Source organism: Kitasatospora sp. CB02891 (assembly GCF_002803145.1).
Lineage (GTDB): Bacteria > Actinomycetota > Actinomycetes > Streptomycetales > Streptomycetaceae > Kitasatospora > Kitasatospora griseola.
Map to the genome: position 1 here is coordinate 1 of NZ_NNBO01000001.1, position 26065 is coordinate 26065.

The 26065-nt window shown below is 72.3% G+C and carries 23 protein-coding genes and 1 pseudogene; 11 read left to right on the forward strand and 13 right to left on the reverse strand.

Features of this window, described 5'->3' with window-relative positions:
* Window positions 1-1376: HAMP domain-containing sensor histidine kinase (locus CG736_RS00005; protein WP_157815326.1), on the reverse strand; the 1376-nt coding region annotated here is incomplete at its 3' end.
* Window positions 1366-2061, reverse strand: coding sequence for a response regulator transcription factor (locus CG736_RS00010; RefSeq protein WP_100584065.1), 696 nt, complete (start codon window positions 2059-2061; stop codon window positions 1366-1368). The genes CG736_RS00010 and CG736_RS00005, both read right to left, overlap by 11 nt.
* 341 nt (window positions 2062-2402) lie before the next feature.
* Between CG736_RS00010 and CG736_RS00015 the strand changes: the two genes are divergently transcribed.
* Window positions 2403-3785 (forward strand): DUF2079 domain-containing protein, encoded by a 1383-nt coding sequence (locus CG736_RS00015; protein ID WP_232733702.1) that lies wholly within the window; start codon window positions 2403-2405, stop codon window positions 3783-3785.
* 1592 nt (window positions 3786-5377) lie between these two features.
* Here CG736_RS00015 and CG736_RS00030 read toward each other — a convergent pair.
* On the reverse strand, window positions 5378-6124 hold the full coding sequence (locus CG736_RS00030; RefSeq protein ID WP_232733703.1) for a hypothetical protein: 747 nt from the start codon (window positions 6122-6124) through the stop codon (window positions 5378-5380).
* Window positions 6125-6408: 284 nt separating this feature from the next.
* Between CG736_RS00030 and CG736_RS00035 the strand changes: the two are divergent.
* Window positions 6409-7884: pseudogene (locus CG736_RS00035) on the forward strand (IS701 family transposase).
* Window positions 7885-7935: 51 nt separating this feature from the next.
* Here the strand turns inward: CG736_RS00035 and CG736_RS00040 are convergent.
* A complete protein-coding gene (locus tag CG736_RS00040) occupies window positions 7936-8694 on the reverse strand; it encodes a MerR family transcriptional regulator (protein WP_100584068.1) in 759 nt (252 codons plus the stop codon).
* 1066 nt (window positions 8695-9760) lie between these two features.
* Here CG736_RS00040 and CG736_RS00045 point away from each other — a divergent pair.
* Entirely contained in the window at window positions 9761-10204 is a 444-nt protein-coding gene (locus CG736_RS00045; RefSeq protein WP_100584069.1) for a hypothetical protein, read from the forward strand.
* Between the two features lie 405 nt (window positions 10205-10609).
* On the opposite strand, the gene CG736_RS38305 is transcribed toward CG736_RS00045, so the two are convergent.
* A complete protein-coding gene (locus tag CG736_RS38305) occupies window positions 10610-10732 on the reverse strand; it encodes a hypothetical protein (RefSeq protein WP_255418966.1) in 123 nt (40 codons plus the stop codon).
* 212 nt (window positions 10733-10944) lie between these two features.
* On the opposite strand from CG736_RS38305, the gene CG736_RS00055 reads away from it, so the two are divergent.
* Together CG736_RS00055 and CG736_RS00060 are read left to right on the forward strand one after the other, a co-directional pair.
* Window positions 10945-11745 carry a hypothetical protein gene (locus CG736_RS00055; RefSeq protein WP_100584071.1) on the forward strand — a complete coding sequence of 267 codons (801 nt, stop codon included), beginning with the start codon at window positions 10945-10947 and terminating at the stop codon, window positions 11743-11745.
* 723 nt (window positions 11746-12468) lie between these two features.
* Window positions 12469-12993: a hypothetical protein gene (locus tag CG736_RS00060; RefSeq protein WP_100584072.1), complete on the forward strand. Its 525-nt coding sequence runs from the start codon at window positions 12469-12471 to the stop codon at window positions 12991-12993.
* 253 nt (window positions 12994-13246) lie between these two features.
* Here the strand turns inward: CG736_RS00060 and CG736_RS00070 are convergent, their stop codons facing one another.
* Window positions 13247-13585: a DUF427 domain-containing protein gene (locus tag CG736_RS00070; RefSeq protein ID WP_232733795.1), complete on the reverse strand. Its 339-nt coding sequence runs from the start codon at window positions 13583-13585 to the stop codon at window positions 13247-13249.
* Between the two features lie 830 nt (window positions 13586-14415).
* Between CG736_RS00070 and CG736_RS00075 the strand changes: the two genes are divergently transcribed.
* Both CG736_RS00075 and CG736_RS00080 read left to right on the forward strand, forming a co-directional pair.
* The gene (locus CG736_RS00075) at window positions 14416-15216 is read left to right on the forward strand and encodes a hypothetical protein (RefSeq protein ID WP_100584074.1); all 801 of its coding nucleotides are present in this window, start codon (window positions 14416-14418) and stop codon (window positions 15214-15216) included.
* A gap of 98 nt (window positions 15217-15314) precedes the next feature.
* Window positions 15315-15821 (forward strand): SigE family RNA polymerase sigma factor, encoded by a 507-nt coding sequence (locus tag CG736_RS00080; RefSeq protein ID WP_100584075.1) that lies wholly within the window; start codon window positions 15315-15317, stop codon window positions 15819-15821.
* A gap of 51 nt (window positions 15822-15872) precedes the next feature.
* Here the strand turns inward: CG736_RS00080 and CG736_RS00085 are convergent, their stop codons facing one another.
* From CG736_RS00085 to CG736_RS00100, 3 genes are all read right to left on the reverse strand, one after another.
* Entirely contained in the window at window positions 15873-16271 is a 399-nt protein-coding gene (locus tag CG736_RS00085; protein WP_100584076.1) for a hypothetical protein, read from the reverse strand.
* Between the two features lie 272 nt (window positions 16272-16543).
* The gene (locus CG736_RS00095; protein WP_157815328.1) at window positions 16544-16819 is read right to left on the reverse strand and encodes a hypothetical protein; all 276 of its coding nucleotides are present in this window, start codon (window positions 16817-16819) and stop codon (window positions 16544-16546) included.
* A 64-nt stretch (window positions 16820-16883) separates the two neighbouring features.
* The gene (locus tag CG736_RS00100; protein ID WP_100584078.1) at window positions 16884-17633 is read right to left on the reverse strand and encodes a hypothetical protein; all 750 of its coding nucleotides are present in this window, start codon (window positions 17631-17633) and stop codon (window positions 16884-16886) included.
* A 497-nt stretch (window positions 17634-18130) separates the two neighbouring features.
* Between CG736_RS00100 and CG736_RS00105 the strand changes: the two genes are divergently transcribed.
* Both CG736_RS00105 and CG736_RS00110 read left to right on the forward strand, forming a co-directional pair.
* A complete protein-coding gene (locus CG736_RS00105; RefSeq protein ID WP_100584079.1) occupies window positions 18131-18901 on the forward strand; it encodes a polysaccharide deacetylase family protein in 771 nt (256 codons plus the stop codon).
* Between the two features lie 668 nt (window positions 18902-19569).
* On the forward strand, window positions 19570-22143 hold the full coding sequence (locus CG736_RS00110) for an RICIN domain-containing protein (protein WP_198520300.1): 2574 nt from the start codon (window positions 19570-19572) through the stop codon (window positions 22141-22143).
* Window positions 22144-22227: 84 nt separating this feature from the next.
* On the opposite strand, the gene CG736_RS00115 is transcribed toward CG736_RS00110, so the two are convergent.
* Window positions 22228-23082 (reverse strand): LysR family transcriptional regulator, encoded by an 855-nt coding sequence (locus tag CG736_RS00115; protein WP_232733704.1) that lies wholly within the window; start codon window positions 23080-23082, stop codon window positions 22228-22230.
* Between the two features lie 81 nt (window positions 23083-23163).
* On the opposite strand from CG736_RS00115, the gene CG736_RS00120 reads away from it, so the two are divergent.
* Together CG736_RS00120 and CG736_RS00125 are read left to right on the forward strand one after the other, a co-directional pair.
* Window positions 23164-23697 carry a cupin domain-containing protein gene (locus tag CG736_RS00120; RefSeq protein ID WP_198520301.1) on the forward strand — a complete coding sequence of 178 codons (534 nt, stop codon included), beginning with the start codon at window positions 23164-23166 and terminating at the stop codon, window positions 23695-23697.
* Between the two features lie 48 nt (window positions 23698-23745).
* A complete protein-coding gene (locus CG736_RS00125; protein WP_100584083.1) occupies window positions 23746-24105 on the forward strand; it encodes a DoxX family protein in 360 nt (119 codons plus the stop codon).
* A gap of 64 nt (window positions 24106-24169) precedes the next feature.
* Here the strand turns inward: CG736_RS00125 and CG736_RS00130 are convergent, their stop codons facing one another.
* From CG736_RS00130 to CG736_RS00140, 3 genes are all read right to left on the reverse strand, one after another.
* Window positions 24170-24754 (reverse strand): flavodoxin family protein, encoded by a 585-nt coding sequence (locus CG736_RS00130; RefSeq protein WP_100584956.1) that lies wholly within the window; start codon window positions 24752-24754, stop codon window positions 24170-24172.
* A gap of 273 nt (window positions 24755-25027) precedes the next feature.
* A complete protein-coding gene (locus CG736_RS00135; protein WP_100584084.1) occupies window positions 25028-25339 on the reverse strand; it encodes a cupin in 312 nt (103 codons plus the stop codon).
* 180 nt (window positions 25340-25519) lie between these two features.
* Window positions 25520-26026, reverse strand: a complete 507-nt coding sequence (locus tag CG736_RS00140; protein WP_100584957.1) for a cupin domain-containing protein — start codon at window positions 26024-26026, stop codon at window positions 25520-25522.
* Between the last annotated feature and the right edge of the window lie 39 nt (window positions 26027-26065).

Genomic DNA, 26065 nt, shown 5'->3' on the forward strand with positions numbered 1-26065 from the left:
GGGATGCCCGGGCCGTCGTCCTCGACGGTCAGCTGCGCCCAGCCGTCCGCGACGGCGAGCGTGACGGCGACCCGGCCGTCCGCGTGCCGGGCGGCGTTGTCCAGCAGGTTGCGCACCAGGCGGGCCGGCAGCGTCTCGCGGCCCGTCAGCACCGCGTCGTCGAGCTCGCTCTCGTACGTCAACTCCCGTCCGCCGTAGTGCCGTTCGGCGAGCTGTTCGGCGATCAGGTCGTGCAGGTCGACAGCGTCGACGGCACCGGCGTCGGTGTCGGCGGTGTCGGCGGGGCGGTCGGTGTCGCGTTCGGCGCGGGCCAGCAGCAGCAGGTCGTCAGCGAGGTCCTGGAGCCGCTCGGCGTCGGTGAGCGCGCCGCGGACCACCGTCGGCCAGTCGGCGGACGCCGGGTGCGCGAGCGGCACCTCCAGCGAGCTGCGCAGCGCGGCGAGCGGGCTGCGCAGCTCGTGCGAGGCGTCGGCGACCAGGCGGCGCTGCTCGTCGAGGGCGTGCTGGAGCCGGTCCAGGGTGTCGTTGGTGGTGCGGGCCAGCCGGTGGATGCCGTCCCGGGCGCGGGGGACGGGGACGCGCTCGTGGAACGCGCCGCCGCGCACCGCGGCCATCTGACGGCGGATCGACTCGACCGGGCGCAGTGCGAGGCCGGTGGCGAGCCAGGCGATCAGCGCGACGAACAGCGACGTGGCGGGGGCCACGTCATAGGCGAGCACCCGGGTGAGGGTGGCGGCGGTCTCGTCGCCGGTGAGCGGGTCGATCAGCACGTAGAGGAGGAGTTGCTGGTCGGGCAGGTTCGCGGGGTCGGCGCGGGGGCCGTTCGGGGGGAGCTGGGCGAGGCGGGCGGCGGACACCGGTTCGGTGAGCTTGCGCAGGAAGCGGTAGGTGCGGGGTCCCGCGGTGGGCAGCCGGTAGTGGGGCGCGTGGCCGTTCGGGTAGCGGACGGTGACGAGGTCGGTGCCGAGCCTGTGCGGCGAGTCGGTGCTGTACTGGTCCGGGGACAGGGCCGGCAGGCCGAGCGCCGGGTCGGTGTCGCGGGGGTCCTCCAGGTTGGCGGAGCGCAGCCATCGCCCGTCCTGGGCGAGCACCGCGTACGAATAGTTCTGGAACTCGCCGCCGCCGGCGCCGGCCCGGACCCTCGCCTCGAGGTCCGCGATCGCCGCCCAGCCCTGTTCGAGGGCGGCGTGCTCGAGGCGGACCCGCACGATGTGACCGACCAGCGGCGTGGCGACGGCGAACGCCAGCGCGGACGCGATCAGCGCGGCCCCCGCGGCCCGGGCCCGGACGCCGAGCGCGGGCCACCGCCGCGGAACGAGCACGGACCACCGGCCCGGGACGGGGGCGGGCTGCTGGCGCGGGCGGTCAGCCGGCATCGGCGGGCGACGGGGCGTGGGGGGTGAGCCGGTAGCCGATGCCGCGGACGGTGTCGATCCGGGCGTGCGCGCCGGCCCGGTGGAGTTTGCGGCGCAGCGCGGCGATGTACACCTCGACGATGTTCAGGTCGCCGCGGAACGCCGAGTCCCAGACGGCGTCCAGGATGTCGGTCTTCGGCACGGCCTGGTCGGGGCGGCGCAGCAGGCTCTCCAGGACGCCGAACTCCTTTGCGGTGAGCCGCAGTTCGCCGTCGGCGACGGTGCAGCGGCGGGCCGCCGGGTCGATCCGCAGGTCGGCGACGGCCAGCGCGGCGGGCCGGCCCGCCGCGCCGCGGCGCAGCAGGGCGCGCAGCCGGGCGGTGAGCACCACGAAGGAGAACGGTTTGGCGAGGAAGTCGTCGGCGCCGCAGTCGAGTGCCTCGGCCTCGTCGTACTCGCCGTTCTTCGCGGTCAGCATCAGGATCGGCACAGGGTTCTCCTCGGCCCGCAGCTGGCGGCAGATCCGGAAGCCATTCAGGCCGGGCAGCATCACGTCGAGCACCAGCAGGTCGTACCTGGCGGAACGGGCCAGCTCCAGGCCCCTCGGGCCGTCGGCGGCCACGTCCACCGCGTAGCCCTCGGCCCGCAGGCCCTGGCTGAGCGACCGGGCCAGCCTTTCCTCGTCCTCGACCATGAGTAGGCGCACCGGGCCAGCGTAGGTCAATTCCGCGGCGCGAAAAGGACCACTGCCCGATGTGCCGGTTTTCTCCGGGCTGAAGAAATCCTCAGGTTCTTTCAGAATCGGCTCAGCAGGGCTTTCCTAGCGTCGGTCGGGTGCGAATACCTTTCCGGATCCGTCCCTGTGTGCCGCCGACGTTCGCGGCGGTGTGGCTGTCCGCCCTTGCGGCGGTTCGACTGCCGACGTTCGCGGCGGCTCGACTGCCTGCCTTTGCGATGGTTCGACTGCCAGCGTTCGTGACGGCTCGGCTGTCTGCCTTTGCGGCGATTCAACTGCCGGCGTTCGCGGCAGCTCGACTACCGGCGTTCGTGACGGCTCGGCTGCCGGCGCTCACGGTGGTGTGGCTGCCGGCGTTCGCGGTGGCGCTGTTCCACTCGGCGCTGTCGCTGCCGAGGCACTGGCGGATGCAGACCAGCGGCTTCGACCTCGGGATCTTCGAGGAGGCGGTGCGCGGCTACGCGTACCTCGAACCGCCCGTGGTGACGCTGAAGGGCGCCGGGTTCGTGCAGCTGGGCGACCATTTCAGCCCTGCGCTGGCCGTGCTGGCCCCGTTCTACCGGCTCTGGCCGGGCCCCGAGACGCTGCTGGCGGCGCAGTCTCTGCTGTTCGCGCTGTCGACGGTGCCCGTCACCGCGCTGGCCGTGCGGTGGCTGGGGCGGACCCGGGGCGTGGCGGCGGGGCTGGCGTACGGGCTGTCCTGGGGCCTGTGGCAGGCCTCGCTGTTCGACTTCCACGAGATCGCGCTGGCCGTCCCGCTGGTGGCGTGCGCGACGGCCGCGCTGGCCCGCGGGCGGTGGCGGGCCGCGGTGTGGTGGGCACTGCCGCTGCTGCTGGTGAAGGAGGACATGGGCCTGCTGCTGGCCGGCGCCGGCGGCCACGTCCTGCTGGCCGGGCGCCGGCGGGGGCTCGGCGCCGCGGCCCTCGCGGCGGCCGCGCTCGGCACCCTGCTCACCGTCCTGGTGCTGATCCCCGCGGCGAACCCGACGGGCGGCTACGCGTACGGCGCGACGGCCGCCCTCGGGGGCGGCGACCCGGTGACCCGGCTACTGCTCCCCGCCGCCAAGTGGTGGACGCTCGCCGCGCTCTTCGCCCCGGTCCTGCTGCTGGCGCTGCGCTCGCCGCTCGCCCTGCTGACCGTCCTGCCGCTGGCGGCGCGCTTCTGGTCGGCCAACCCCGCGCACTGGAGCACCGGCTGGCACTACAGCGCGGTACTGATGCCCGTCGTCTTCGTCGCCGCGCTCGACGGCCTGCGCCGCCTGCCCAGGCATGGGGCGCTGCGCCTCGCGCCCACCGCGATGCTCGTCGTCGCGGTGCTGGCCGCCCCGCGACCGGACCTGTCCGGTCCCGGCCCCGACGCGCTGACGGCCCACCGGGTCCTCGCCGCCGTCCCCGACGGCGCGAGGGTCGCCGCCGCGAACCGGCTCGCCCCGCACCTCACGTCCCGCTGCACCGTCTCCCTCTTCCCCTACCTCACCTTCCCCGACGGCGCCGGCTCCACCCGCCTGTCCCCCGACGACCGCGACCCCCTCTTCCGCCCCACCGCCGAATGGGCCGCCACCCTCGACACCCCCGACGACTTCCCCTCCCCCGCCGACGACCTCACCGCCCAGCAATCCCTCCCCACCGCCGGCTACCACCCCGTCGCCCACGGCGCAGGCATCACCATCTGGCACTGGGAACCCGGACGTTGACGACACGAAGAGCCGAGGCCGCGAGCGAGCGCGGGTGCGCAGTGGATGGTGCGCGGTGCGCGGTGGAAGTTCCCGGCCCGGATCGGCCGTACCGCACCGCCCCCTCCACCCGGACCGTACGCCCCGCCGGACCCGACGCCCGCCGAGGACAGCGGCAGGCCGACACAGCAGGCCGTCGGCATGTCCGCGCGGTACGCGGTGCGGTGTCCGCGCGCTGTCGGCGCGGGCCGACTCAGGGGCGCAGTCAGTCCTGCCGGACGGCCTGGGCTCCTGCCTGGAAGCGGCTTTCGGTGCCCAGGCGGTTCATCAGGCCTGCATCATGCGGCGCACGGTGCGCAGGGACAGGCCCAGTTTGCGGCCGGCGGACTCGTCCGTGTGGCCGTTGCCGAGCAGGTGCAGCAGGGCGCGTTCGGATCCGGTGAGGTCGTGGGGTTGCCCTTGGCACCGGGGGCGAAGTCCTGGTGGGCGCACCCAGCACAACCACACACACCACGCACCACGCACACCACAACCCCGTCGGGCACACCCTCCCGACGGGGCACCAACACACCACCAACCCACCGCGCCAATGAGCTCCGACCCCACCACCGACGGCCCGCCGACGCACCAGGCCCGGGAAAAACCGACACACAGACAGGCCAACACAGCCCCCGGGGGCAGGACACACTGCGGCGCAAGGCACAACAGAAGCGGAACGTCCCCAGCGCGGCAGTCGTCCGCGACGGCCTGCTGCCCCATGTGAGCACCGGAAGCGCCCACGAGACGCACCGGGCGTTCGTCGAGCCCGACCACGGCACCATGAGCAACGAGAAGCCGACCCCCGGACCGACCCGCCACGCCCGCCCCCTGAACCGACTGCGCGTCGATGAGCCCAGCGGTCGGCTCCCCGCCCCGGCCGGCGACCTGGCGGACCCGGTCCCGCAGCCGGTCGTGGAACTCGGCGACCAAGCCGGTGTCGCGCCGGCGCCGGAAGAAGGCGTGGACACGATCCCGCTCGGGAAAGTCCACCGGCATCGCCCGCCAGGTGATACCGCCCGCGACCAAGCACTGCGTCGACCGTCCGACGGTGGCAGTAGCCCTCCGGCTGCCCGCCCCGCCCTTCCAGCCAGGCAGGAACGGGCATCGCGTCGCGCACGACGGCCCAACTCCGCATCGCTCATGTCGGACGGACACCTCGGTCGCCCCTACGGTCGGTCGCCGGCATTCCCGAACCGATGAGTGAGGCAATCACACTCCGGTGAAGCCGAGTTGGCGCCAGCCGGTGCGAGGGCACAGAACAGCGACAACAAGGCCCCTTGGTGTACTCAAGGTCTCAACGACCCCGAGCAACACCAGAGGCCCTGTCTTCATACGCGGACAGACCGAAGATCGCCCGACCGAGCCACCGCATTCGAACCCATGCTCACCAGCTCGGTACGACAACGGCTTCTAAACGAATGCTGGGAGAGCTGATCGACGGCCCAGGACTCGCTGAGCCCCTCGTTTCCAGTGGCTCCGCGCTCGATCTGGCATGGATGTGGCACGACCGCTTTTCCTTCCGGAATACTCGGCCGGCCGCGCACCCTTGGGCCGGTGGGTCGTTCGCCTATCGGTCAGAAGGGAGGTTCGAGATCGCCGCGGCCATCGCTGTGTGGCCCGCAGTCCCAGGGCTCCTCCTGGAAAGGTTCAATGTCAGTGACGTCGTGGCCCCATGATTCGAGGGCCTTCCAGGCAATGCGCCGGGAAGGGTCGTCGCTGCTGGTGTCCAGGATGCGGCGCGCGTGCACGGCGAGGTGATCGCGGCGCTGGGCAAGCGCGGGGTGTTCGGCGAGGATGAGCGCGGCGAGGCCGGCGGCTTCGCGCACGTCCTCGTGACTGTCCTGCAGGAAGGGTGCGACGGCTCGATAGAGCATCGGGCGCAGGTCGCGGAAGGCCGCCAGCGTGGTGCCGTGGGTGAGGAAGCCAGGGAAGTAATGCTCGGTGCGGTCGACAATCTCGTCGGAGGCGTCGTAAGCCGTGGAAACCAGCCAGTTCAACAATGTCGCGCGGATGGGGACGCTGCGATACGGCCGGCGGGTCATGGCCGCCGGGTGGGCGAGGATGCCCGCGATATACACGGCGACGGGGACGGTGGCTTCGTAGATGCTGTTCTGGTGGCCGACCAACTCACTCAGTTCCGACAAAGCGGTGACCTGCACCGTGGAATCAGGCTCCAGCAACCGTGCCAGGACTTCGGGAAGGCACTCACCGTTCCCGAAAGCCGTCTGGAGCGAACCCCAATCGGTCTCCGCCAGGACCACCTGGTAGGACGGCAAGTCAGGCTCGTGGGGCGTCCCGGCCTTGGAGCTGCTGTGGTTCACAGGCCGAACCTAGACCAGACTCCTGACACGATTCCCGTCCCGGCCAGTTGGAAGCCGCTGTCCTTCCGAGAGTGACGGGTGCGTTTGCGCTGGTCAGGCATAAGGGCGGTGTTTCGGCGGCGGAGACGAGGTGTCGTGTCGCCTCTGCGGTGGAGGTGCGGGATGCCGCCGGTAGGGCCTCCTGGCGTGCTCCAGGTCTCGACAACCCCGACCTGCACCAGGGGCCCTGTCCTCATACACGGACAGACCGAGGATCGCCCGACCGAGCCGCCGCGTTCGAACCCATGCTCACCAAGATCGGTACGACAACGGCTTCCAGTAGTGCTTTGTTATGTGCTGCGCGGACTCCGGGCAGGTCAGGTGCTCGGCGGTTCGTCGATGTGAATCCAGACGAACTGGCAGTGTTGCGTGATGAGTTGGAGGCTTTCGCGGCGGAGGTGTTCTCTCCGCTGCCGCGCTCGAACCGGCAGGACAAGGGCTTGAGCCACCTGCGCGGCCTGTTGCTGGACGGGCGGCGCAAGTCGATGCAGCCGATGGCCGGGCGCCTCGGCATCGACCACCAGCGCCTGCAGCAGTTGATCACCGCCTCGACCCGGTCACTGGACGACGTCCGCGCCCGCATCGCCCGCCGTGCCGTGTAGGCGCTGGCGCCGCAGGCCCGGGTGATCGACGACCCGGGGTTCCCGAAGGACGGCAGCGCCTCGCCCGGGGTCGACCGCCAATACTCCGGGACGCTCGGCAAGGCCGGGAACTGCCAGGCCGGGGTGAGCGTCCACGCAGTGACCGACCGGGCTTCCTGTCCGCTCGACCGACGGCTGTTCCTGCCCGCCGCCTGGGATCCGGAGCACGCCGCGGACCCGGCTGCCGCCGCCCATGGCGGGCGTCGGCGGGAACGCTGCAGCATCCCCGCCGACGAGGGTCACCGCCCGAAGCGGCGCCTCGCGGTGGAGACGCTCGACGAACTCGCCGCCCGGGGAACCGCGCCGCCGGTCGTGGTCGCACGACAACGCCCGCCTCCGCGCCGCCTCGGACGAGCACGGCCTGCGGTGGATCGTCCAGGTCAAGAGCAACCGCGCACCCGCCGGACGCGGTCACCCACCGGCCCGCCCACGGCGGACTCCGCCCCGGACCCGAACCCCGCTACCGCACCCGGCCCCTCCCACCGGCAGAGCACGTACGGGCCGCCGGCCGGACAGCGGCCCGCACGGCCACCTGGCGACGCGGCCCACGCAACCACCTCACCGGCGACCACGTCGCTCTACGGGTCCGTCCGGCCGGACGCCGCCCGCGGCTTGAGGAAGACGGCACCCCGCCCGCGCGCCGGCCGTCGGCCGCCGGCCCAGTGGCCCGCCCACATGGCCGAGCCGTCCCACCACCGGGCCTCCAACCAACCCGCCGACACCCCGATCAGGGAACCGGTCCGCCCGGCCGAGATCCGCCGGCGGATCGAGCACGACCACCGCGAGCTGAAGACCGCCCTGGGCCCGGACCACGTCGAAGGCCGCTCCTGGACCGGACGGCACCGCCACGTCACCCCCGCCACCGCCGCTCACCTCCCCGCGGCCCTGGTCCGGAGCCGCCCAAAAGCGCCCGCTCGGCACATGACCCTCCACCAGGCCGTCAGAGCCCTCCAACAACTCCTGACAACCCGGAACGGCACACGCCCGACCCGCCACCACCCGACACCCAGGCCAAAACCACCCCCACCCGACAAAGCACCACTGGGCAGTGCCCCGGCGATCACCGGCGGAGCCGGATGACGCGCGTGACCGCGGTGACGGATCCGACAGGAAGCGGAGGAGCGGGCCGGGTCAGGCCAGGCGGGTGGTGGCGTAGTACTCGATCGCGGTGTGCTGGTACTCCGCCAGGCCGGGAGTAACGGCCTCGTAGGCGGCGCGCCAGGACGGGTTCTGGACGCAGCCGAGGCCCATGGCGCGGAACTCGTCGGGCGTGACGGGATGCAGTTCGGCGAGCGAGCGGTACTGGGCGTCGATCTCGGCCTGAACGGAGTCGGCCGAAGCCGGGACGCCGGCCGCCAGCAGCTCCGCGAGGCGGATCATCCCGGCCGTTCGCTCGCGCTGGCCCGCCCCGAGCTCGGCGGCGTCCATCGTCGCGCTGCGGCGGTCGGTCGCCTCGGCGAGCTCGGGGAAGTTCCGGAGGCCTTCCTCGTACTGGTCGGGCTGGACGCCCTCGAAGAGGTTCTCCGGGCGGTTGATGGTCATGGGCTGGCCGTCCTTTCGGGATCGTTCCAGATCGGCGAGGGTGCGGGCGACGGTGGCGGCCAGGGTGTCCAGCCGGTCCCGTTCGGCGAGGAGACGGCGGTGGTGGCCGCGCAGGGCTTCCACCTCGTCCACCTGCTCGGAGAGGATCCGGCCGATCTCCGGGAGGCCGACGCCGAGGGCCCGCAGCACCAGGATCTGTTGCAGCATCAGAAGCTGCGTCTCCCCGTAGTGCCGGTGCCCGTTGGCGGCGATCCGGGCCGGCGGCAGCAGGCCGATCTCGTCGTAGTGCCGCAGCGTCCGGGCGGTCACGCCCGACAACCGGGCCACCTCCGCGATCGACAGGTCCATCGTCCTCGTTCCGTGCCTTCGCCTCGCCGGGCCGGTCGTTCCGGCCCTGCTCACAACCGTAGAAGCTGCCGCAACGTCAACCGCAAGCCCGGCCAGCCGTCCACGCCAGGGTCGCAGCAGGCATTCGCCCGGCGCTCGCGCACTCACCACCGACGAGTGCCGGGTGCGCACCGCTCCAGACGCGGGCCTCGGCGGCCGAGCCGATCTCAGATGCCACAGCCCGAGCACTCGAACAGCCTCCAGAAGCCCTCGGACCCCGCTCGCCTGCCGGAAACGAATCAGGCGGCAGCGCATGTCCAGCCCACACAGAGCTGGTGGGGTACGGGGAAGGAGCCCCCGCAGAACCGCGGATCCAGCGCCGCCGGGCGCCCGCCACGAGTACAGGGGCGCAGCACGCCACGCTCACCCGTCCGGTCGGCTGCCAACCGCGACGTCGTTGTGGTTGCCGCCCCGTCCCCGCGAGAGGAACAGGACATCCGGGCCACCGACAACGTGGCGGGATCGAGGGGCCGAGGCGCCAGTCGGCCGAACGGCCAGAGCTCGACGCGCACCGTGACGCAGACGCCACCGGGCAGGTCTCCCTTGCAGCCCCGGCCGCCCAGGCCGGGCAGCCACAGGCGCTGTCCTTCGCGGACGCCGGCAGGGACACGGACGTTGCGCTCGTTTCGCCGGGTCACGACGCCGCCGGTGTCGGGGAAGGTCAGGCCGGTGCCCGCATCGACCTCCCGGCACAGGCGGCGGCCGCCCCGGCATCGGCTACCGCCGCCATCACCGGCGCCCGCTCCGGCTGCGGTACGGGTGCGAGAGGGTCACGTACCCCGCGCCCGTCGGTGCCGAACTCTGCTTTCCCGGTGGGGGGTTCGGCCGCCCCGGCGGGCCGGGCCAGGGGTTTGTGCGATCACCGACAGGCCATTCCGGTCATTCGGTGGCCGATACCCGCGGAAGACCGCCTTCTTCCCGGATGCCGCTCCCCGGGGTGCGGGGAACTGCCATGCTGATGCCAGCGGAATGTGACATTTCACATTCCGCCCATCGTCCTATCCCTGCCACCCGAGGAGAGACACCCATGAAGACCACCGTCATCGCCGTCGCCACCGCCGCGGCCATAACCACCCTGGCCACCGTCCAGGGAGCCGCCGCCGCGCCGACCGGACCGGCCGGACCGGTCGGCGCGGTCGTGACCTGCGGCACCCCTGGCGCGCCCGGCCCGCTGCTGACCCGGGCCTGCGTCGAGGTGACCGGCAACCAGGTCCGCTTCTACGGGGTGGCCACGCCCGACGACCCGTCCTGGCAGCCCCGGCCCCTCGGCTTCACCGTCTCCGGCACGGTCGTCGGCAGCGCCCCCCTCGCACCCGTCCACCCGTCCATCATCGTCCAGGCCGGCGCGAACCAGGTCGGCAGCGTCTTCTCCAGCGCCCCGTGCGGCGCCACCGTCAGCACCACCTTCTCGGTGGCCCAGCCCGGCTGGCCCACCTCGACCGCCACCGTCTCCACCGTGGTGGCCTGCTGACGCTGGACTCCCGCAGGTGTGCCCCGGCCCCCCGGGGCACACCCCGCCACCTCCTCTCCGCACAGGGTCTTCCAACCACAGCAGATCCACCGGCACCTGCATCCCACCAGGACGAACTGGCCGATACCGCCCAGCCCGAGCACGGAAACCCGCCACCGCAACAGCACCCGCACCCACCCGACCCCGACACGACGGCCGAGCAACATAGAGCCCCGCCCGCAGCCCGATCCGAGCCGACGGCAGGCGGCCATGCCCCCAGCAGCCCGACGACCACGCACTCGTCCCCCGGCCCGCAGGGGGGGTGGCTGGACGGTCCCTCTGGTGCGCCTCGGGGACCGGAGCAGACGCCCGATCCCCCTCACCCTCCTCGACACGCCGTACCTGGGGACACCCTCGGACGCGTGATCAGGCAACGGCAGCCTCCACGCGCTCGACCAGGACGCCATTCTCGAACCTCGCGTCGGCGCGGACGAGGGCGAGGGCGAGGGCGAGGGCGAGGGCGAGGGCGACGAGATGGTCCCCTGTCAATCGCTCCGCTGCCCCTCGGTCAGTCCCTGTGCGCCCGGACCGGACGCACAGACCAGGGCGATCGTCGCCGTGATGAACGGTCAGCTCCTGCGCGGCCGGGCCACCCGCCATGGCCTCCTCCCGACGCACCAGCACAACTTGCCGACGGCACCGGTCGGAGGTGTCTTGGAGGCACAAACCTCCCCCTCCAGTCGCCGAAAGGTGATCCAACGATGCCCGGAATCCGTCCGCTCCCCGCCCCGAAGAGGCTCCTCGTCGCCCTGACCGCCGTCGCACTCCTGCTGACCGGGCTCGGGGTGTACGTGATGAACCGGGCGCCATCCGCCTCGGCCAGCCCGAGGGCCGCCGTCGTCACCGGCGGGCTGTCGGTCAGCATCATGCCGAGCAGTGTCACCGTCGGCGTCGGCACCGTGTCCGCCAACATCCTCTACACCTGCACCGACACCGCCGCCCCGGGCGGAAACGCCGCGCTGCGCGTCGAGTTCGACCAGCACGGCAACGACGCGTCCGCCGAGGTCGCCGTCCCGTGCGGCACCGCGAACGTGAACAAGACGCAGACCGTGACCGCCACTCAGGTCGGCATGAGCGGCACCCAGGAAATCACCGTGGTCGCCGGCCTGACCGACGGCCCCGTGACGGTCGTCGACACCGCCGACACCGTCACCGGCGGCGTCTACGTGCACCTCGACCCGTCCGCGACCTTCCCGGGCAACGGCACCGTCACCCGCACCGGCTACTACAACTGCGCCACCGGCACACCCACCCCGACCTCGACGATCATCACCCTCGACCAGGTCCAACCCGGCAACCTCGCAGCCGCCGGCGAAGGCGTGGTCACCGTCCTCACCTGCAACGGCGCCAACCAAACCTTCAGCATCAACATCACCAGCTGCACCGGAAACGGCTTCACAGCCGGCACCCCCCTTGCCGGCCAGGCTGTGATTCCCACGGTCGGCGGGGGAGGCGGCTTCACCGGCCGCAGCACCGTCGACTACTCGCTCCTCATCGGCTGACCGAGGACCTCCGGGCACGCCGACCCGACACCGACGCACCGACGCCCGCGGCAGGGGCCGCCGTACGACCCGCCCCCGAGGCCGCCCGGTCGCGGGTCCGGCAGCCGAAGTCGACGCCGTCCCGTCCATCCGCTCGCAGCGCAGCCCCGAACGCCGCACGCTCGGCGGGCCACACGGCCACAGGGCCTGCGACCACCACCTGACCCCGTTCCCCAGCACCGGCAGCACCTGATCCGCACGCTCCCGGCCGGGAGGGCGGGCGACGCGACCGATGCGTCGACACCGCAGGGCGTTCGCGCACTTCGGCGGGGTGTACAAAAGACGCCCGAACTGGTCCGACAACCAGGGACGTTCACGTGTATGTGGGTGGGGAGTCAAGGCCGTACGCCGACACGGGCGCGAGGCACCGCGGGGGGACGTCACGGACCGGAGGAACATCGCACCGACGAGCCCACTCACGCGACACGCCCTCGACCACGGCCCCGTCCTCGCGGAAGGCATCCTCGCCGCCGACCGCCATGACGCGACACCGGCCGATCCGGCGGCACGGGCGACGCCGACCGAGCCAGATCGCTCGCCCCACGCCCCCGGAGGGGCCGGCATCCGGGCATCCTCGACGCCTCACCCGCGCACAGCGCGGCACCCCAACTTCCGTTTATCACGCATGTATCCACGCATGCCACGGTGTCCCCGGCCTCGATTCCACCCGCGGACGGAGTACACGTGACCACGGCAGTGCCTTCCGACAACCAGGCAACCCTGGACTACCAGATCTCCTTCACCGCCGGACCCGACCTCAAGGGACAACTCAAGCGCCTGTCCGGCACCACCATGGACGACAGCTCCTACTACCACGGACAGCCCGAACCCAAAGGCAGCACCTTCGCAGGCCAGTACCGGCACGCCAACGACCCGGAGAAGCAGACCGTCAACCTCCTCGCCAACGCCATCTTCGAACGACTCGGCTGCGACGAAGACCAGTACCTGACCGAAATCCTGGCCCAGGTCACCGGAGGCACCATCACACTCCACTCCGACAAAGGCCCCTGCCACTCCTGCCGGGCCCTCCTCAGGCAGTTCCTCCAGGACTACCCGATGCTCACCTCCTTCGTCGTGACCTACCGCAAAACAGACGGACGAGGCCGCCCGATCCGAGCCCTAGAGCCCGCCGGAGGCAACCTCTACGGCTCCTACGGCTACGAAGACGCCACAGAAGTCAACGGTTTCTGGTGCAAAGTCCTGCGCTGACCCCGCCACACCCCCGAACGGCAGGACCACACGGACACCCACCCGCGGCCGATTGAGGACTCGGCCGCCACAGCACCACGCCCCACCGGGCGTGGTGCACCCCGACACCCCCGGCCCGCCGCAGCCCCCGCAGCCCCCGCAGCCCCCGCAGCCCCGACAGGCGGACGCGCCGGAGCAGCAGCACGTCCCCCCGGCCCACCGAACCCGGGCGCCCGGAGGCGCCGAACCACCGGCCGCCCGGTCCGCAGCGCCGCTACTCGGATGCGACGACGTCCACCCCGCGCCAGAACGCGACCCGGTCACGCACCTGCTCGGCCTCTGGCTTCGGCTCCGGATAGAACCAAGCCGCATCCCGGTTCTCGACACCGCCCACCGAGACCGTCCAATAACGGGCGACGCCCTTCCACGGACAGACCGTCGTCGTGTCGCTCGGGACGAAGAACTCCCGGTTCAACGACCCCGGCGGAAAGTAGTGATTGCCCTCCACCACGACCGTCTCCCCGGACTCGGCCACCACCACACCGTTCCACACCGCACGCACCACCCCGCGCCACCGCCTTCCCCACACCACGAACTTCCGACACCGCTGCACCGTCAACTCCCCACACCATCACGACATTCCACCCCACAGCCAGCACCCGCGAACACCGACGCACACCCACCGGCACCTCCAACGCCGACACCTCGCCTCACATCCCCCACGCACCGGGCAGGACGTCGGACACCGGGCAGGCGGTGCACGGGCGTGATCGCCACCGCCCGAACCCACAGCCGACACCTGCCCGGCCCCGCGGCCGCGCCACGCCAGCGCACAGTGCGCCCCGACCCGGATCACCGACGGCCGGACGATGTCGGGCGCGTCGACAAGAGGGCGCCGCCCCGCAGACGGAGGTCCGGTGCCGCACCGGCCAGAGACCGCCGAGAGCCTCCCGGACCTCAGGCACCGTCAGATCCTCGTCGAACAACCGCACCAGAACCCGCGACAGCTTCACTCCGCACCCGCACGCGGTCTACTGCCGCCGGCCACTTCGTCCCACGCGACACCCCCACACGCCGGGCAGTCAGTGCGCAGGTCGATGACCACCACCGCCCGACCCTGGCAGCGGACCACGCGCCCCGCCCCGGATCACCGTCGGCCGAGCGCTGTCGGAGACGTCGGTGACGCGCGCCGCCCCGCCGACCGTGCGGGAGCCCGCCCGGGGCGCATCGGTGAGAAGCCGCCGGAGCCGGGACGCCGGTCGCTGAGGATGCGCCGGCGGCCGGGCCGGGGCGTCGTCACCGACAGCGATGAGGTCACGGTCGGATAACAGCGGCTTCTTCCTGTGACCCCACGCGCCCCTGCACCCGTGTAGAGGTCAGAGCCGCGTTCGAGCGGGTCCGCATGGCCGGCGTGCGCAGAGAACGACAGAAGGAGAGTCAGGGATGAAGGACTTCCGCTTGGACCTGAGCGACGAACTGTCCGCACTGACACCGCCGCCCCTGGGCGACATCGTGGCGGAAGCCACCAGGAAGGGCCGCCGCGCGCGCCGGGCACGGACCATCGGACAGGTCGGCGGATCGGCATTGGCCCTGGCGGCCGCCGTCGTCCTGGCCGCCGGCCACCTGCCCGGCACCGCCGGCGGCACCACCGCCGTCGGCCCGGCGGCCGGCGGCACACCCGCCCTCGCCGCCCCCGCCGGCCCGACCCCGTCGCCCACGGCGTCCGGCGCCCTGGTCCGGGTGAGCGGCGCGGCCGTCCTCGCGACGGTCCTCGACGCACTCCCCGCCGGTCTGCAGACCAGCGGTTACGCCGCCAACGGCGCGACCGACGCGCACGGCAAGTACGCCGCCGACGTCCCCGTCGCCCAGGTCAACATCCAGACCCCGCAGGGCCTCGGCATGATGCGGGTGTTCGTCGGCACCGCGTCCCCCGACGCCAAGTGCTCCACCGACGACGGCTGCCACCGCGACAAGTACGGCCAGCAGGTCCGCACCACCCACGTGAACGACAACTGCATCCAGAACACCGTGGTCACCGTCCGCCACGCCGACAGCACCGCCGTCACCGTGCAGATGGCCACCTGCCTGGCCTGGAACGGCACGGCCAACCTGCCGGGAGTCCTCCCCCTCACCGAGGAGGCCGCCGCCGAACTCGCCGCCAACCCGGCCTTCCACACCATGATGACCCCTGCCCAGGGCGCTGCGGCCGCCGCCCGCTTCCCCGCACTCCCCCCGATCGACTGACCCTGTTCGACTGATCCCACCCGATCGCGGCCCCGGGACCCCCGGGGCCGCACACCCCACCCGGCACTCACCCCACACACCACCAGGGGGCACCACCCGTGCGCAAAGAAGCAGAGTTCACCGCGTTCGCGCAGGCCGCAGCCCCCAGGCTCCGCCAGATCGCCTACCTGATGTGCCGCGACTGGCACCTCGCGCAGGACCTCACCCAGACCACCCTCACCAAGCTGTACCTCGCCTGGCCCCGCATCACCCGCCGCGACCACGACCCGTTCGCCTACGCACGCAAGACCCTCCTCAACACCCTCCTCGACCACAAACGCCTGCGCAGCACCACCGAGGTGACGACCGACCGCATCCCCGACCACACCCCCGACACCCCCCACCACACCACCACCACCGACACCCGACTCACCCTCATCGACGCCCTCGCCCAACTCACCCCCAGAGACCGCGCCATCGTCCTCCTCCGCTACTGGGAGGACCACACCATCGAAGCGACCGCCGACATACTCGGCGTCACCAACTCCGTCGTCAAAACCCAGAGCATGCGCGCCCTCGCCACCCTCCGAACCCACCTCCACCACATCGATCAACCCGCCCACTGACACCAACACACCCCGCAAGAACCGCCCCCACCAGAGCTCTCCCGCGGCGGCTCAACCGAGGAAGGGAAACGTCGGCATGGTCCAGCACGCGGCCTCCTCGGGATCCCCGGGCCGCAACGGCGCAGGGGATCCCATCCCGGTCACGTACAACCAGACCAACACCACAGCGACGATGCACATCACCGGCAGCAGGTACCACCGGCTGCGTGGCAGACGGGAGAGCACCGCGCCGCACACCAGCAGTACGACGAGCATGACGACCCAGGCGGAACGGGTGGCCGCCGCCAGTGTGGGATCCGGTTCGTGATCCTGGGTCAGACACCAGTGCCACGCCTCGTCCACCCAGGCATTGCCGCAGACGACACCCGCCGTCGCGAGGACCAACGCCGCCAGAACCCACGCCGAAGCCCAACCACAGCCACGAGCCCGACTGCCCTCCACCGACCCCACGCCGCCTCCTCAAAATGATGATCGTCCCGGGTCACGCGACGCACCCCACCCGCCCTCGGTTCCCGAACCCACAACCCCGAGGCACATGGACGCGCGCTGCTCCTCCCCGCCGATGCAGCACGCCCCGGGCGCCGAGCCAGTCCTCCAGCACCCCGAGCACCGGCCCGTAGTCGTCGGTGTCGGCCCTGCTCGGCCGACCACCGAGGTCTTGCGCCCGCTCGATCACCGACGCCGCCCCAAGCCCGACCCGACCCGGTCGCCCTCACGGCTGCTCATGTCCTCTCCCCACCAAGCCAGTTGCGCCGCACCAGCAGCACCCGCACCGCCTCGAACGGTTCCGCCAGGCGCGCGCCGACCGCCGCTCCCCACCCATGGCGGACCAGGCCCCGCGACTCCGACACGACGAAGAAGCGCTCCAACGCCTGCCCCCCGACGATGCCGAGGCGCAATGCCTTGACCCCGTGACGACGCACACCCGGGCCGCACAGCTTGGGCAGCCGCACAAGACGATCCACGAGCGCGCGGCACCCGATCGGCACACCCGCCACGACACCACCGGACGCGCCCGGCACTGGAAGGCAGACGGGCTCTGCCCTGAGCCCGCGCCCAATATCAAGCGGGCGACCGGTCGTCCACGACGCCCCGAGGTCCTCCCGGAGCCTGCGCTGCGCTCAGCCGCCGCGCCGCCTCCGCCGCGAACAGCGCCGTCGGGACGGCCGCGGCCGGCACCGTCCACCACGGCAAGCCCGTCAAGAACGCCAGCACCGCCGGAGCGGCGCAGGCGAGGAACGTGGTGAAGGCGATCCATCGGGCGAGCGCGACGGTGCCGGGGCGGCCGATGAACTGCAGCACGCCGAGGGTGGCGGCGAATACTGCCAGCAGGGCGGCGAAGGTGCCCAGCCCGGCGGTGAACTGCAACTCGTCACGGGGCTCGTCAACGGTCGCCTGCGTCTCGCCGTCCCGCTGCACGCGCATCACCTGGCCGTGCCACACCGTGCCGTCCACCCGGTCGCCGGGCTCCAGGTCTTCCAGAACCGGTCCGGCGTTGCCGAACAGCACCTCGCCGAGCCAGAACGGGGTGCCGTCCAGCGTCGCCCGGAACTCGGCGCCCCGGCCCCCGTGCCAGACGACCGTGCTGCTCACCGTGAACGTCACGGCGCGCACGCACTCCTCGCCCGGCCTGCTCGGGCTCGCAGCCGGACAGGGGACGGCGGCCGTGTACGAGCGGTGCCGCTCGGCGTCGTGCGGAAGCATCACGGCGAACAGGAACCAGGCGACGGCGGCCGCCGGGACCATCAGCGCCGCGGCGAGCAGCGCACCGCCGGTACGGGTCCACGGCGACGATGAGGGACGGTGGGTCATGACGGTTCTCCCCCTGGTCCGGTACTCGGCTGAAACGCACCACCGCCGCCACCGGGGCGTGCCGCCCCGCCCCTTCTCGGGGTCGGACGGCACCGGGCGGCCGGAACGCCGGACGGTGTCGAAGTTCTCGGAGCGTGCCCGACGTTCGCTGAAGCCCTCTCGAAAGGGAGCCGACACAGGAGGCGGCGGGTCCACAGCCACGGCCGGGCCGACGACGCGCCGGCGAACCCCGCATCGAGCGCCACACACCACCCCCGGACCGGCCCGCGGACACAACTGTCCCTTGTTCGCCGACCAGGCTTCCCGGCACACCTTCGTGCAACGTACCGGACACCGACCACGCTTCGCATGCGGTTCGTCGGAACATCAGACAAGACCCTGCCCCCCAGCACCTGGCCGCCAGCGGCAACCCCGGGGCCGGCGGGGCGTCATCGGGCCGGCCCCACCATGTCCGGGCCCAGGAAAGCGGACGAAAACGTAAATGTAGGGTTCGCCCCATGAGGATGGCGAAGCGGGGACCGAGGTTCTACGTCCTGTTGTGCGTGGCGGTGTTGGCCGTCGCGGCGCTGGTCACGGTGGTGGTCATCCGCAGTTTCGCCATGGTCACGGTCGATCCGGGCCAGGCCCGGAAGCGGGCGAAGGCGGGGCCGGCGGCGGGGCGGGTGGACTGCTCCCAGCGCAAGTGCATCGCGTTGACGTTCGACGGCAGTCCGGGCGAACCGACCGAGCGGGTGATGGACCTGCTGGCGCAGCACCGGGCCCCGGCGACGTTCTTCCTGGAGGGACGGGACATCCACGCGTACCCCGACGTGGTGCGGCGCATCGCCCGGGAGGGTCACGAGATCGGCGACCACACCTGGAACCACCCCCGGCTGACCGAGGTGCCCGACGCGGAGGTGCGCGAGGAACTCGTCCGGACCGCGGACGCCATCGCGGAGGTCACCGGGCAGCGGCCCACCCTGATGCGTCCGCCGGAGGGCCGCACCGACGACCGGGTCTCGAAGATTTCACGGGAACTCGGAATGGCCCAGGTGCTGTGGACGGTGACCGCGCAGGACTACGCGACCGAGGACACCGCGCTGATCACCAAGCGGGTCCTGGACGGCGCCGCGCGCGACGGCATCGTCCTGCTGCACCCGCTGCACAAGGGCACCGTTCCCGCGCTGCCCGCCATCCTCGACGCGCTCGCCGGCCGGGGCTACACCTTCGTCACTGTCGGGCAGCTCCTCGCCCCGGGCACCCCGGAGCCGGGCACCATATACAAATGACGGCCCGTCAGGTGGGCGGAGGCTGTCCGCCAGGCGGCCGTCACGGCCGCGTCGGCCTGGGCGGCGGCGATCGCCACGTCGGGTCGAGCCGCACCGGGATCCCGAGCCGGAGCTGATCCAGCAGGCGTCGACCCGGCCGAGCGGGACGACGGTGCGGCCCCGCAGCGGCGGGGCACGGCCCCGCGAGTCGGTACTTGCCGCCGCCGAGCCGGCCACGTCGGGTAACAGGTCGTCGGTGAGCAGGCGCAGCAGGACGGTGGTCTTGCCGGCACCGTTGTCGCCGGCGGTGCAGGCGCGTTCGCGCATGGGTGGCTTGTCCTCGGGTGCGCGACGATCCACGGGCGGCGAAGGCGAAGGCAGCGGCCGCGCCCGGACTCGGGCGAGGTAAAGGAAAGCCATGTCGTCGCCGTAGCAGGGCGACTCGCCCCGTCCGGTCCGCCGGCGACGCGAAGGCGCTGGTCGTACGCGGCGGCGGAGGGCGGGCGTGCCCGGAAGGTCCGACAGGTGTGCCCGAAAGGTCCAGGAGATGTGCCCGCAGGGTGATGACTGGGAGGGGGTGGAGGTGGATACAAATGGAGGGAAAGTGGAGATCGTCGATCTTGGGGGTTCAGGTGGGGCAGTCGGGGTCACTGCGGCGCGGACGCAGCCGCGGGCGTGGTCGAGTGCGGGTGGCGGGGTGTCTGCTGGCGCTCGCCGGGGTGCTGGGGGGCGTGGCCGGGCCGGGTGGGGTCGCCGGGGCGGTGGAGGGGCCGCCGGGCAAGTACGGGCCGCTGCAGCTGCAGAACGTGCGCAGCGGGCTGTCCGTCGCCGTCGAGAACGGTGACATGGCGGTGGGCAAGGCGATCCGGCAGGAGCCCTACGAGCGCGACAGCGAGCAGGAGTGGTGGTTCGAGCCCGGCGGGGAGGGCTACCGCATCAAGAGCAACGTCAACGGCGCGTACTGCCTGGGGCGCAGCGCCGACGGCGCTTCGACGGAGCTGCTGGCGTGTGAAGGAGAGCGCACGGACTGGGTGTTCGACGAGGTCGGTGCGGAGATGTACCGGGTGAAGGTCCCCGGCCAGAACGCCTATCTCGCCTCCCCCGGCACCGATCACAAGGCGCGCCTGGTGGTCGGCGGGAGCGCGGACGACAGCACGGCCTGGTACTTCACCTCGACGAGCCTGGTGAAGGCCGCGCCGCCCGCCGATCCGCGGCTCGATCAGGCGACGTTCCTCACCACGCACAACGCGTGGAACAACTACGAGGACATGTTCCTGTTCGCCACCAATCAGAGCCGCTCGATCAACCGTCAACTCTCCGAGGGCGTCCGCGGGTTGATGCTCGACGTCACCACGGTCGACAACGAGGTGGTGCTCTGTCACGGGGGCAACTGCCTGACCGGCAGCACCGGGCCCGACGACCCCACCGGTCCGCTGCCGTGGAAGTTCCGGGACTTGATGACCCGGGTCGTCGGCTTCCTGAACGAGCCCGTCGCCGCGGGGACGGAGCCGGTCGTCACGGTCTTCCTGGAGGACTACGTCTCCGACCGTGCGCTGCTCGACCACGCCATCGACCAGGTCGCCGGCCTGCGCGAGCTGATCTTCGACCCGGAGCAGCAGGGCGTGCGGGCGAACGGCTGGCCCACGCTCAATGCGATGCGCGCCGCGAACAAGCGGCTGCTGCTGTTCTCCGACAGGGACGTCACTCCGGCCGGCGGGGTCGCGTACGGGCGGACGTGGACGGTGGAGAACTACTGGAGCATCGGCGACCTGGGCAACAAGTGGGAGTGCTACTCCCGTTGGGGCGAGCGGCCGTTGACGACGACGGCGTCGCCCGGCGCCAACTTCGTGCCGCTGTTCGTGATGAACCAGTTCCGCAACGTGCCGACGATCCTGACCGCCGCGATCGACAACGGCGGCAAGCTGTTGGAGCGGGCCAGGGACTACTGCGGGCCTGCGGCGCGCAAGACGCCCAACTACGTCGCCGTCGACTTCTACGAGCTGCCGCTGGGCGGCTCCACCCACCGCGCCGTGGAGGAGATCAACAGCTACCGGTACGTCCCGGGCCCGCCGGCGCCCCGTGAGCCCGCGCCCGCGGTGCCGGTCGGGTGGCAGGTGATCGGCACGACCTCGACGAACAGGGCGTACTCGTTCCTGCGCAGCCGGATGAACGACTACCCCGCCCCCGTCTCGCACGGCCTGCCGCGCAGCTACCGGGGCGGCTACTTCTCCCCCGGCGCGCAGTTCGGCGAGAACGGCTTCGAGTCGAGCTTCGTCTACGACGACGCCCTGATGGCGATCGCCCTGGTCAAGAGCGGGTACGCGCCGGACATCGGCCGCGCCCGCACGCTGGGCGACGCGCTGCTGGAGGCGCAGGACCGGGACCCGTTGGCCGACGGCCGCCTGCGCTCCTCGTACCTGCCCAACCCGTTCATCACCGCGAGCGGCACCCCGTACATCGGCGGGTTCTCCACCTACACCGGCAACATGGCGTGGGTGGGCATGGCCTGGGCGCAGCTGTACCGGGCGACCGGCGACCAGCGGTACCTGGACGGTGCGCTGCGGGCCGCGAACTGGATCCAGACGAACACCGCGGACGACCGCGGGGCCGGCGGCTACACGGGCGGCTACCTGTGGAACGACTCCGGCGCGTTGATCCGGCAGCTGACGTGGAAGGCAACCGAGCACAACATCGACGTCGGCGCGTTCTTCGCGATGCTCGCGCAGCTCACCGGGAACGCCGACTGGTCGGCGCGGTCGGGGCGCGCCTTCGACTTCGTGGCCAGCATGCAGGCCGACGACGGCCGGCTGTGGACGGGCACCACGGAGGACGGGGTGCACCGCGCCGACGAGGTGGTGCCCGCCGACATCCAGGCGTGGAGCTACCTCGCCACCCTGAGCCCCGACCACTCCCGGGCGCTGGACTGGGCCCTGGCCAACCACACCGCCCAGGACGGCCCCTACCAGGGCATGGCGTTCAGCAGCGCGGACCGCACCAAGGTGTGGTTCGAAGGCACCGCCCAGGTGCTGACCGCCCTCAACCTGCGCGGCCGCGCCTCGGACGCGCCGACCGTCGCCGCCTTCGTCGACAGCCTGGAGCGGGCGCAGCGCGAGGCGCCCAACCATGACGGCTACGGCCTGGTCGCCGCGTCCCGCGACGGCCTGGACACTGGGATGGGCGACCTGTACTACGCGTCGCTGCACACGGGGGCCACGGCCTGGCTCCTGCTGGCGGCGCGCAACGCGAACCCGTTCCGGCTCTGACCCTGCGCCGTGCGCACTGAGGTCTGCGGCCCGCTTCCCGTCGTGCGTGGCACGGCGGGAAGCGGGCCGCAGGTGGTGGGGTGGTCAGCGGCGGCGGTAGGCGGCGATCGCGGTGTCGACGAGGGACCGGATCAGCGGGTTGCTGTCGCCCTCGTTCCACGCCGCCACCACCCGGCTGGGCGGCATGTCGACCAGCGGGACCGCGGTCAGCTCGGGCGGCAGCCGGTGCCCGAGCGGGACCAGGCCCACCGTGGCGTTCCACAGGACGCTCTGCAGGCACTCGTGGACGGCGCGCACGACCGGGCCTTCGCGCGGCTCGCCGCCGCCCCAGTAGGACTGCCAGGCGGGATCGGCGCCTTCGGGGAACCGGAACCAGCGGCGGCCGGCCAGCTCGGCGAGCCGCAGCCCGCCCCGGCGGGCGAGGGGATCGTCGGTGCGCAGGAGCACGCCGACCGGGTCGGTGCGCAGCGTACGCACCGTCAGGGCGGTCTCGTCGAAGGGCGCGCGGGTCAGCGCGACGTCGACCAGGCCGGCGCGCAGGCCGCAGGTCGGATCGGCGAGGTCGGTGTCACGGACGCGGATGTCGAGACCGGGATGGCTCCGGCGGAAGGCGGCCGCCAGCGCTGCCGCGGCCGGGTCCGCGCCGTCGTCCAGAATGCCCACGGTGAGCCTCGCGGCCCCCGCCGCCGCGTCCACCCGCGCCCGGACGCGGTCGGCGCGCCCGAGCAGTGCCCGGGCTTCGTCGAGGAGTACCGCACCGGCCGGGGTGAGGGCGACGCCGGCCGGCGAGCGGATCAGCAGCGGCGCGCCGACCTCCCCCTCCAACTGCCTGATCGCCCGGCTCAGCGGCGGCTGGCTGATGTGCAGTCGGGTGGCGGCCCGGCCGAAGTGGAGTTCCTCGGCGACCGCCACGAAGTACCGCAAGGTCCGTAGCTCCACGCTGCCACGATATCCGCGGGGTATCGGCCCGACGGAACAGGTCTTGGACAGCCGCGGGCTCCCGGCGGTGGACTCGTGGACATGACCGACGAAACGAAGAACCGCGCACCGCGGCCCGACCGTCCCGCCGTATCGGTGGTGCGCCCCGGCGACGGCGAGACCATCGCCCTGGGCACCACGCGCATGCGCATCCTGGAGGACGGCAGCCACACCGAACACCGCCTCGCCGTCGCCGAATCCGTCCTGGCCCCCCACACCCAAGGACCGCCGCAACACCGCCACGCCCGACACGACGAGGGCTTCTACGTCCTGTCCGGCACCGTGCGGTTCACCGTCGGAGCCGAGAGCCACGACGCCACCGCGGGCACCCTCGTGATGGTCCCGCCCGGCACCCCGCACACCTTCGCCAACCCGACCGACCAACCGGCCGTCCTCCTCAGCACGTTCACACCCGACCTGTACGTGCAGTACTTCCGCGACCTGCAGCGGACGCTCGCCGACGGACGGCCGCTGACACCGCAGGTCAACGCCGACGCGATGGCCCGGTACGCGACCGAGCCGGCCACCGAAGGAGAGTGGCCGGCCGCGAACGGCAGCCGTGCGGAGGGGCCGTGAGCGGACGTCATGAAAGGGAGTTGTGACGGCGAGTTGCGAAGGGGAGTCATGAACATTGCCTACGGGGTCGTTGCGGGGCTGCTCGCGGCCTTCTACGTCTGTGCCGGCACGTTGAAGGCGGTCCGCAGCCGTGATCGGCTCCGGCCGATGATGGCCTGGGTCGACCGGGTGCCACTGCCGGCCCTGCGGACGCTGGGCGTGGTCGAGGTGCTCGGCGCGGCCGGCCTGGTCCTTCCCCCGTCGACCGGCATCGCCCCCGCGCTGGCGCCGGCCGCGGCCGTCGGGTTCGTGCTCCTGCAGAGCGGTGCGATCGCCGTCCACCTGACGGGCGGGGACCGCCGGATCGCGCTCAACGCCGTGCTCGTAGTGGCCGCGGGCGTGACCGCCGGGTTGGCTTTCGGACTGTGAGATCGGGCCCGGACGGCACTGACGCACCGTCGGCGGTCGGGAAGGACGGGCAGGTGGCGGCGGGTCAGGAGGCCCAGGGAAAGCGCGCCGGGGGCGGGGACTGGGTGAAGAAGGTCTTGGCGCGCAGGAGGGCGTCCTCGTCGGCGAGGACCTGGCCGGGGCGGGTGCCGTGGCCCAGCAGGACGCCGCCGAAACGCATGCCCAGGTAGGCCGCGGTGTGGTGGAGGGTCAGGACCAGCGGCTCGGCCGCCCCCTCCTCGGCGTGCGCCATGGCGGTGACGCCCCAGAGGGTGCGGCCGGCCATCGCCGCCCGGAAGCCGGGGTCCGGGGTACGCAGCCACTTGCTCCAGTGGTCGAGGTAGCGCTTGGTGTGGGCGGAGACGGAGTACCAGTACAGCGGGGAGGCGATCACGATGTCGGTCGCCGCGACCGTCGCCTCGCGCAGCAGCTCCTCGTCGCTCTCCCCCACCGCCCCGGCATCGCCCGTGCCATGGCGCTCGTCCCGGAAATCGGGCAGCCGGAGCGCGGCGAGGTTCAACCAGCGCTGCTCCGTACCGGCCGGGAGCTGATCCGCGGCCGCCCGGGCGAGCAATTCGGTGTTGCCGCCCGTGCGGGCACTGCCGAGCAGGAACAGGAACGAACGGGTCACGGCGCTGCTCCAGGAGTTGGACGGGTCGGTCCGCCTTTCCAACTCCGTCCGGGCGGCGGGCATTCCGGCGCTCGGGCGCACTCGGCCGCGTGCGGGATGGGCGGCGCGGCGACCGGCAGCCGTCGCACGCCGACCCGCCGCCGAGGGGCGGGCACGCAGCACGGTGCCGGTGTCCGCCTTGCCCGACTCGTCGTCGAATCACCTGCCGAGGACGGTCGTTGGCCAACGTGTGTCGGAGGACCGACGCGACGGGGCGAGCAGTCCGGCCGCCGGTCAGTCGCTGTCGCGCTTCTCGATCACCAGGATGCGGGCCTCCGGGGCGGGGTGGGCCACGTGTTCGTCGCCCCGCTCGACGCAGCACACCCGGCCCGGGGTGAGGCGTTCGACCCGTTCGACGCCGCCTACGCGGTAGTGCATGTCGACGGCGCCGTCGAGGACGACGAACACCTCCGGCCCGTCGTTGACGTGCCACCGGTAGGGCTGGTCCGTCCAGTGCAGCCGGACGGTCGCGTCGTCCAGCTCGGCCAGGTCGAGCGCGCCCCACGGGCGTTCGGCGGTGAAGGAGGCGGAGTCGAGGAAGCGCACAGGGAATCTCTCCGTTCGGGAGCCGCACGGCCGGCTCTGCTGTGCATTCTGCGCGGGGAGACCGGCCGGCGGAGCCGGCGGAAATGCCTAATTGCATCGACATCCTGCCAATCGGCCCGCACCCACCGGCCGCCGCCGACCCCGCCCCGCACCCCGACCGGCGACGCGGTCCGCGACCGCTCAGGCAGAGGCCTCCAGGGCAGCGCGCCAGACGGGGCTGTCGACGTAGTGGTTGTCGAAGCGTTCCGCGGACTCGGCGATCTCCTTCGGATCGGCCTCGCCGCGCATGACCCGGCCGAGCAGACGCAGGTAGTCGAACCGTCCCAGTCCCGGCGTGAAGACGAACAGGACGTCGGCCTCCACGCCCGGCGCGGCCGCGAAGGCGTGCGGGGTGTGCGGCGGCACCGCGAGGAAGTCGCCCGCGTTCAGAACGGTGACCTGATCGTCCACCAGCACCCGCAGCGAACCGCCGAGCACGAAGAACAGCTCCGTCGCTTTCGTGTGGAAGTGCGCCGGCGCCCCCGGCGCACCGGCGGCGAAACTGGAGCGGTAGCTGGTGAACCCGCCGAGCGCCGCATCCGACTCGCCGAGCAGCGTCATCACGCTGCTCGGATCGGCGCAGGTCTCGGCGTCGGCACGGCGGGTCAGCATCGCGGGCATGGTCACGGGCAGGTTCTCGGTCGTCATGACCATGAGCCTAGAGCCCCAAATGGCCCCTCTGACAAG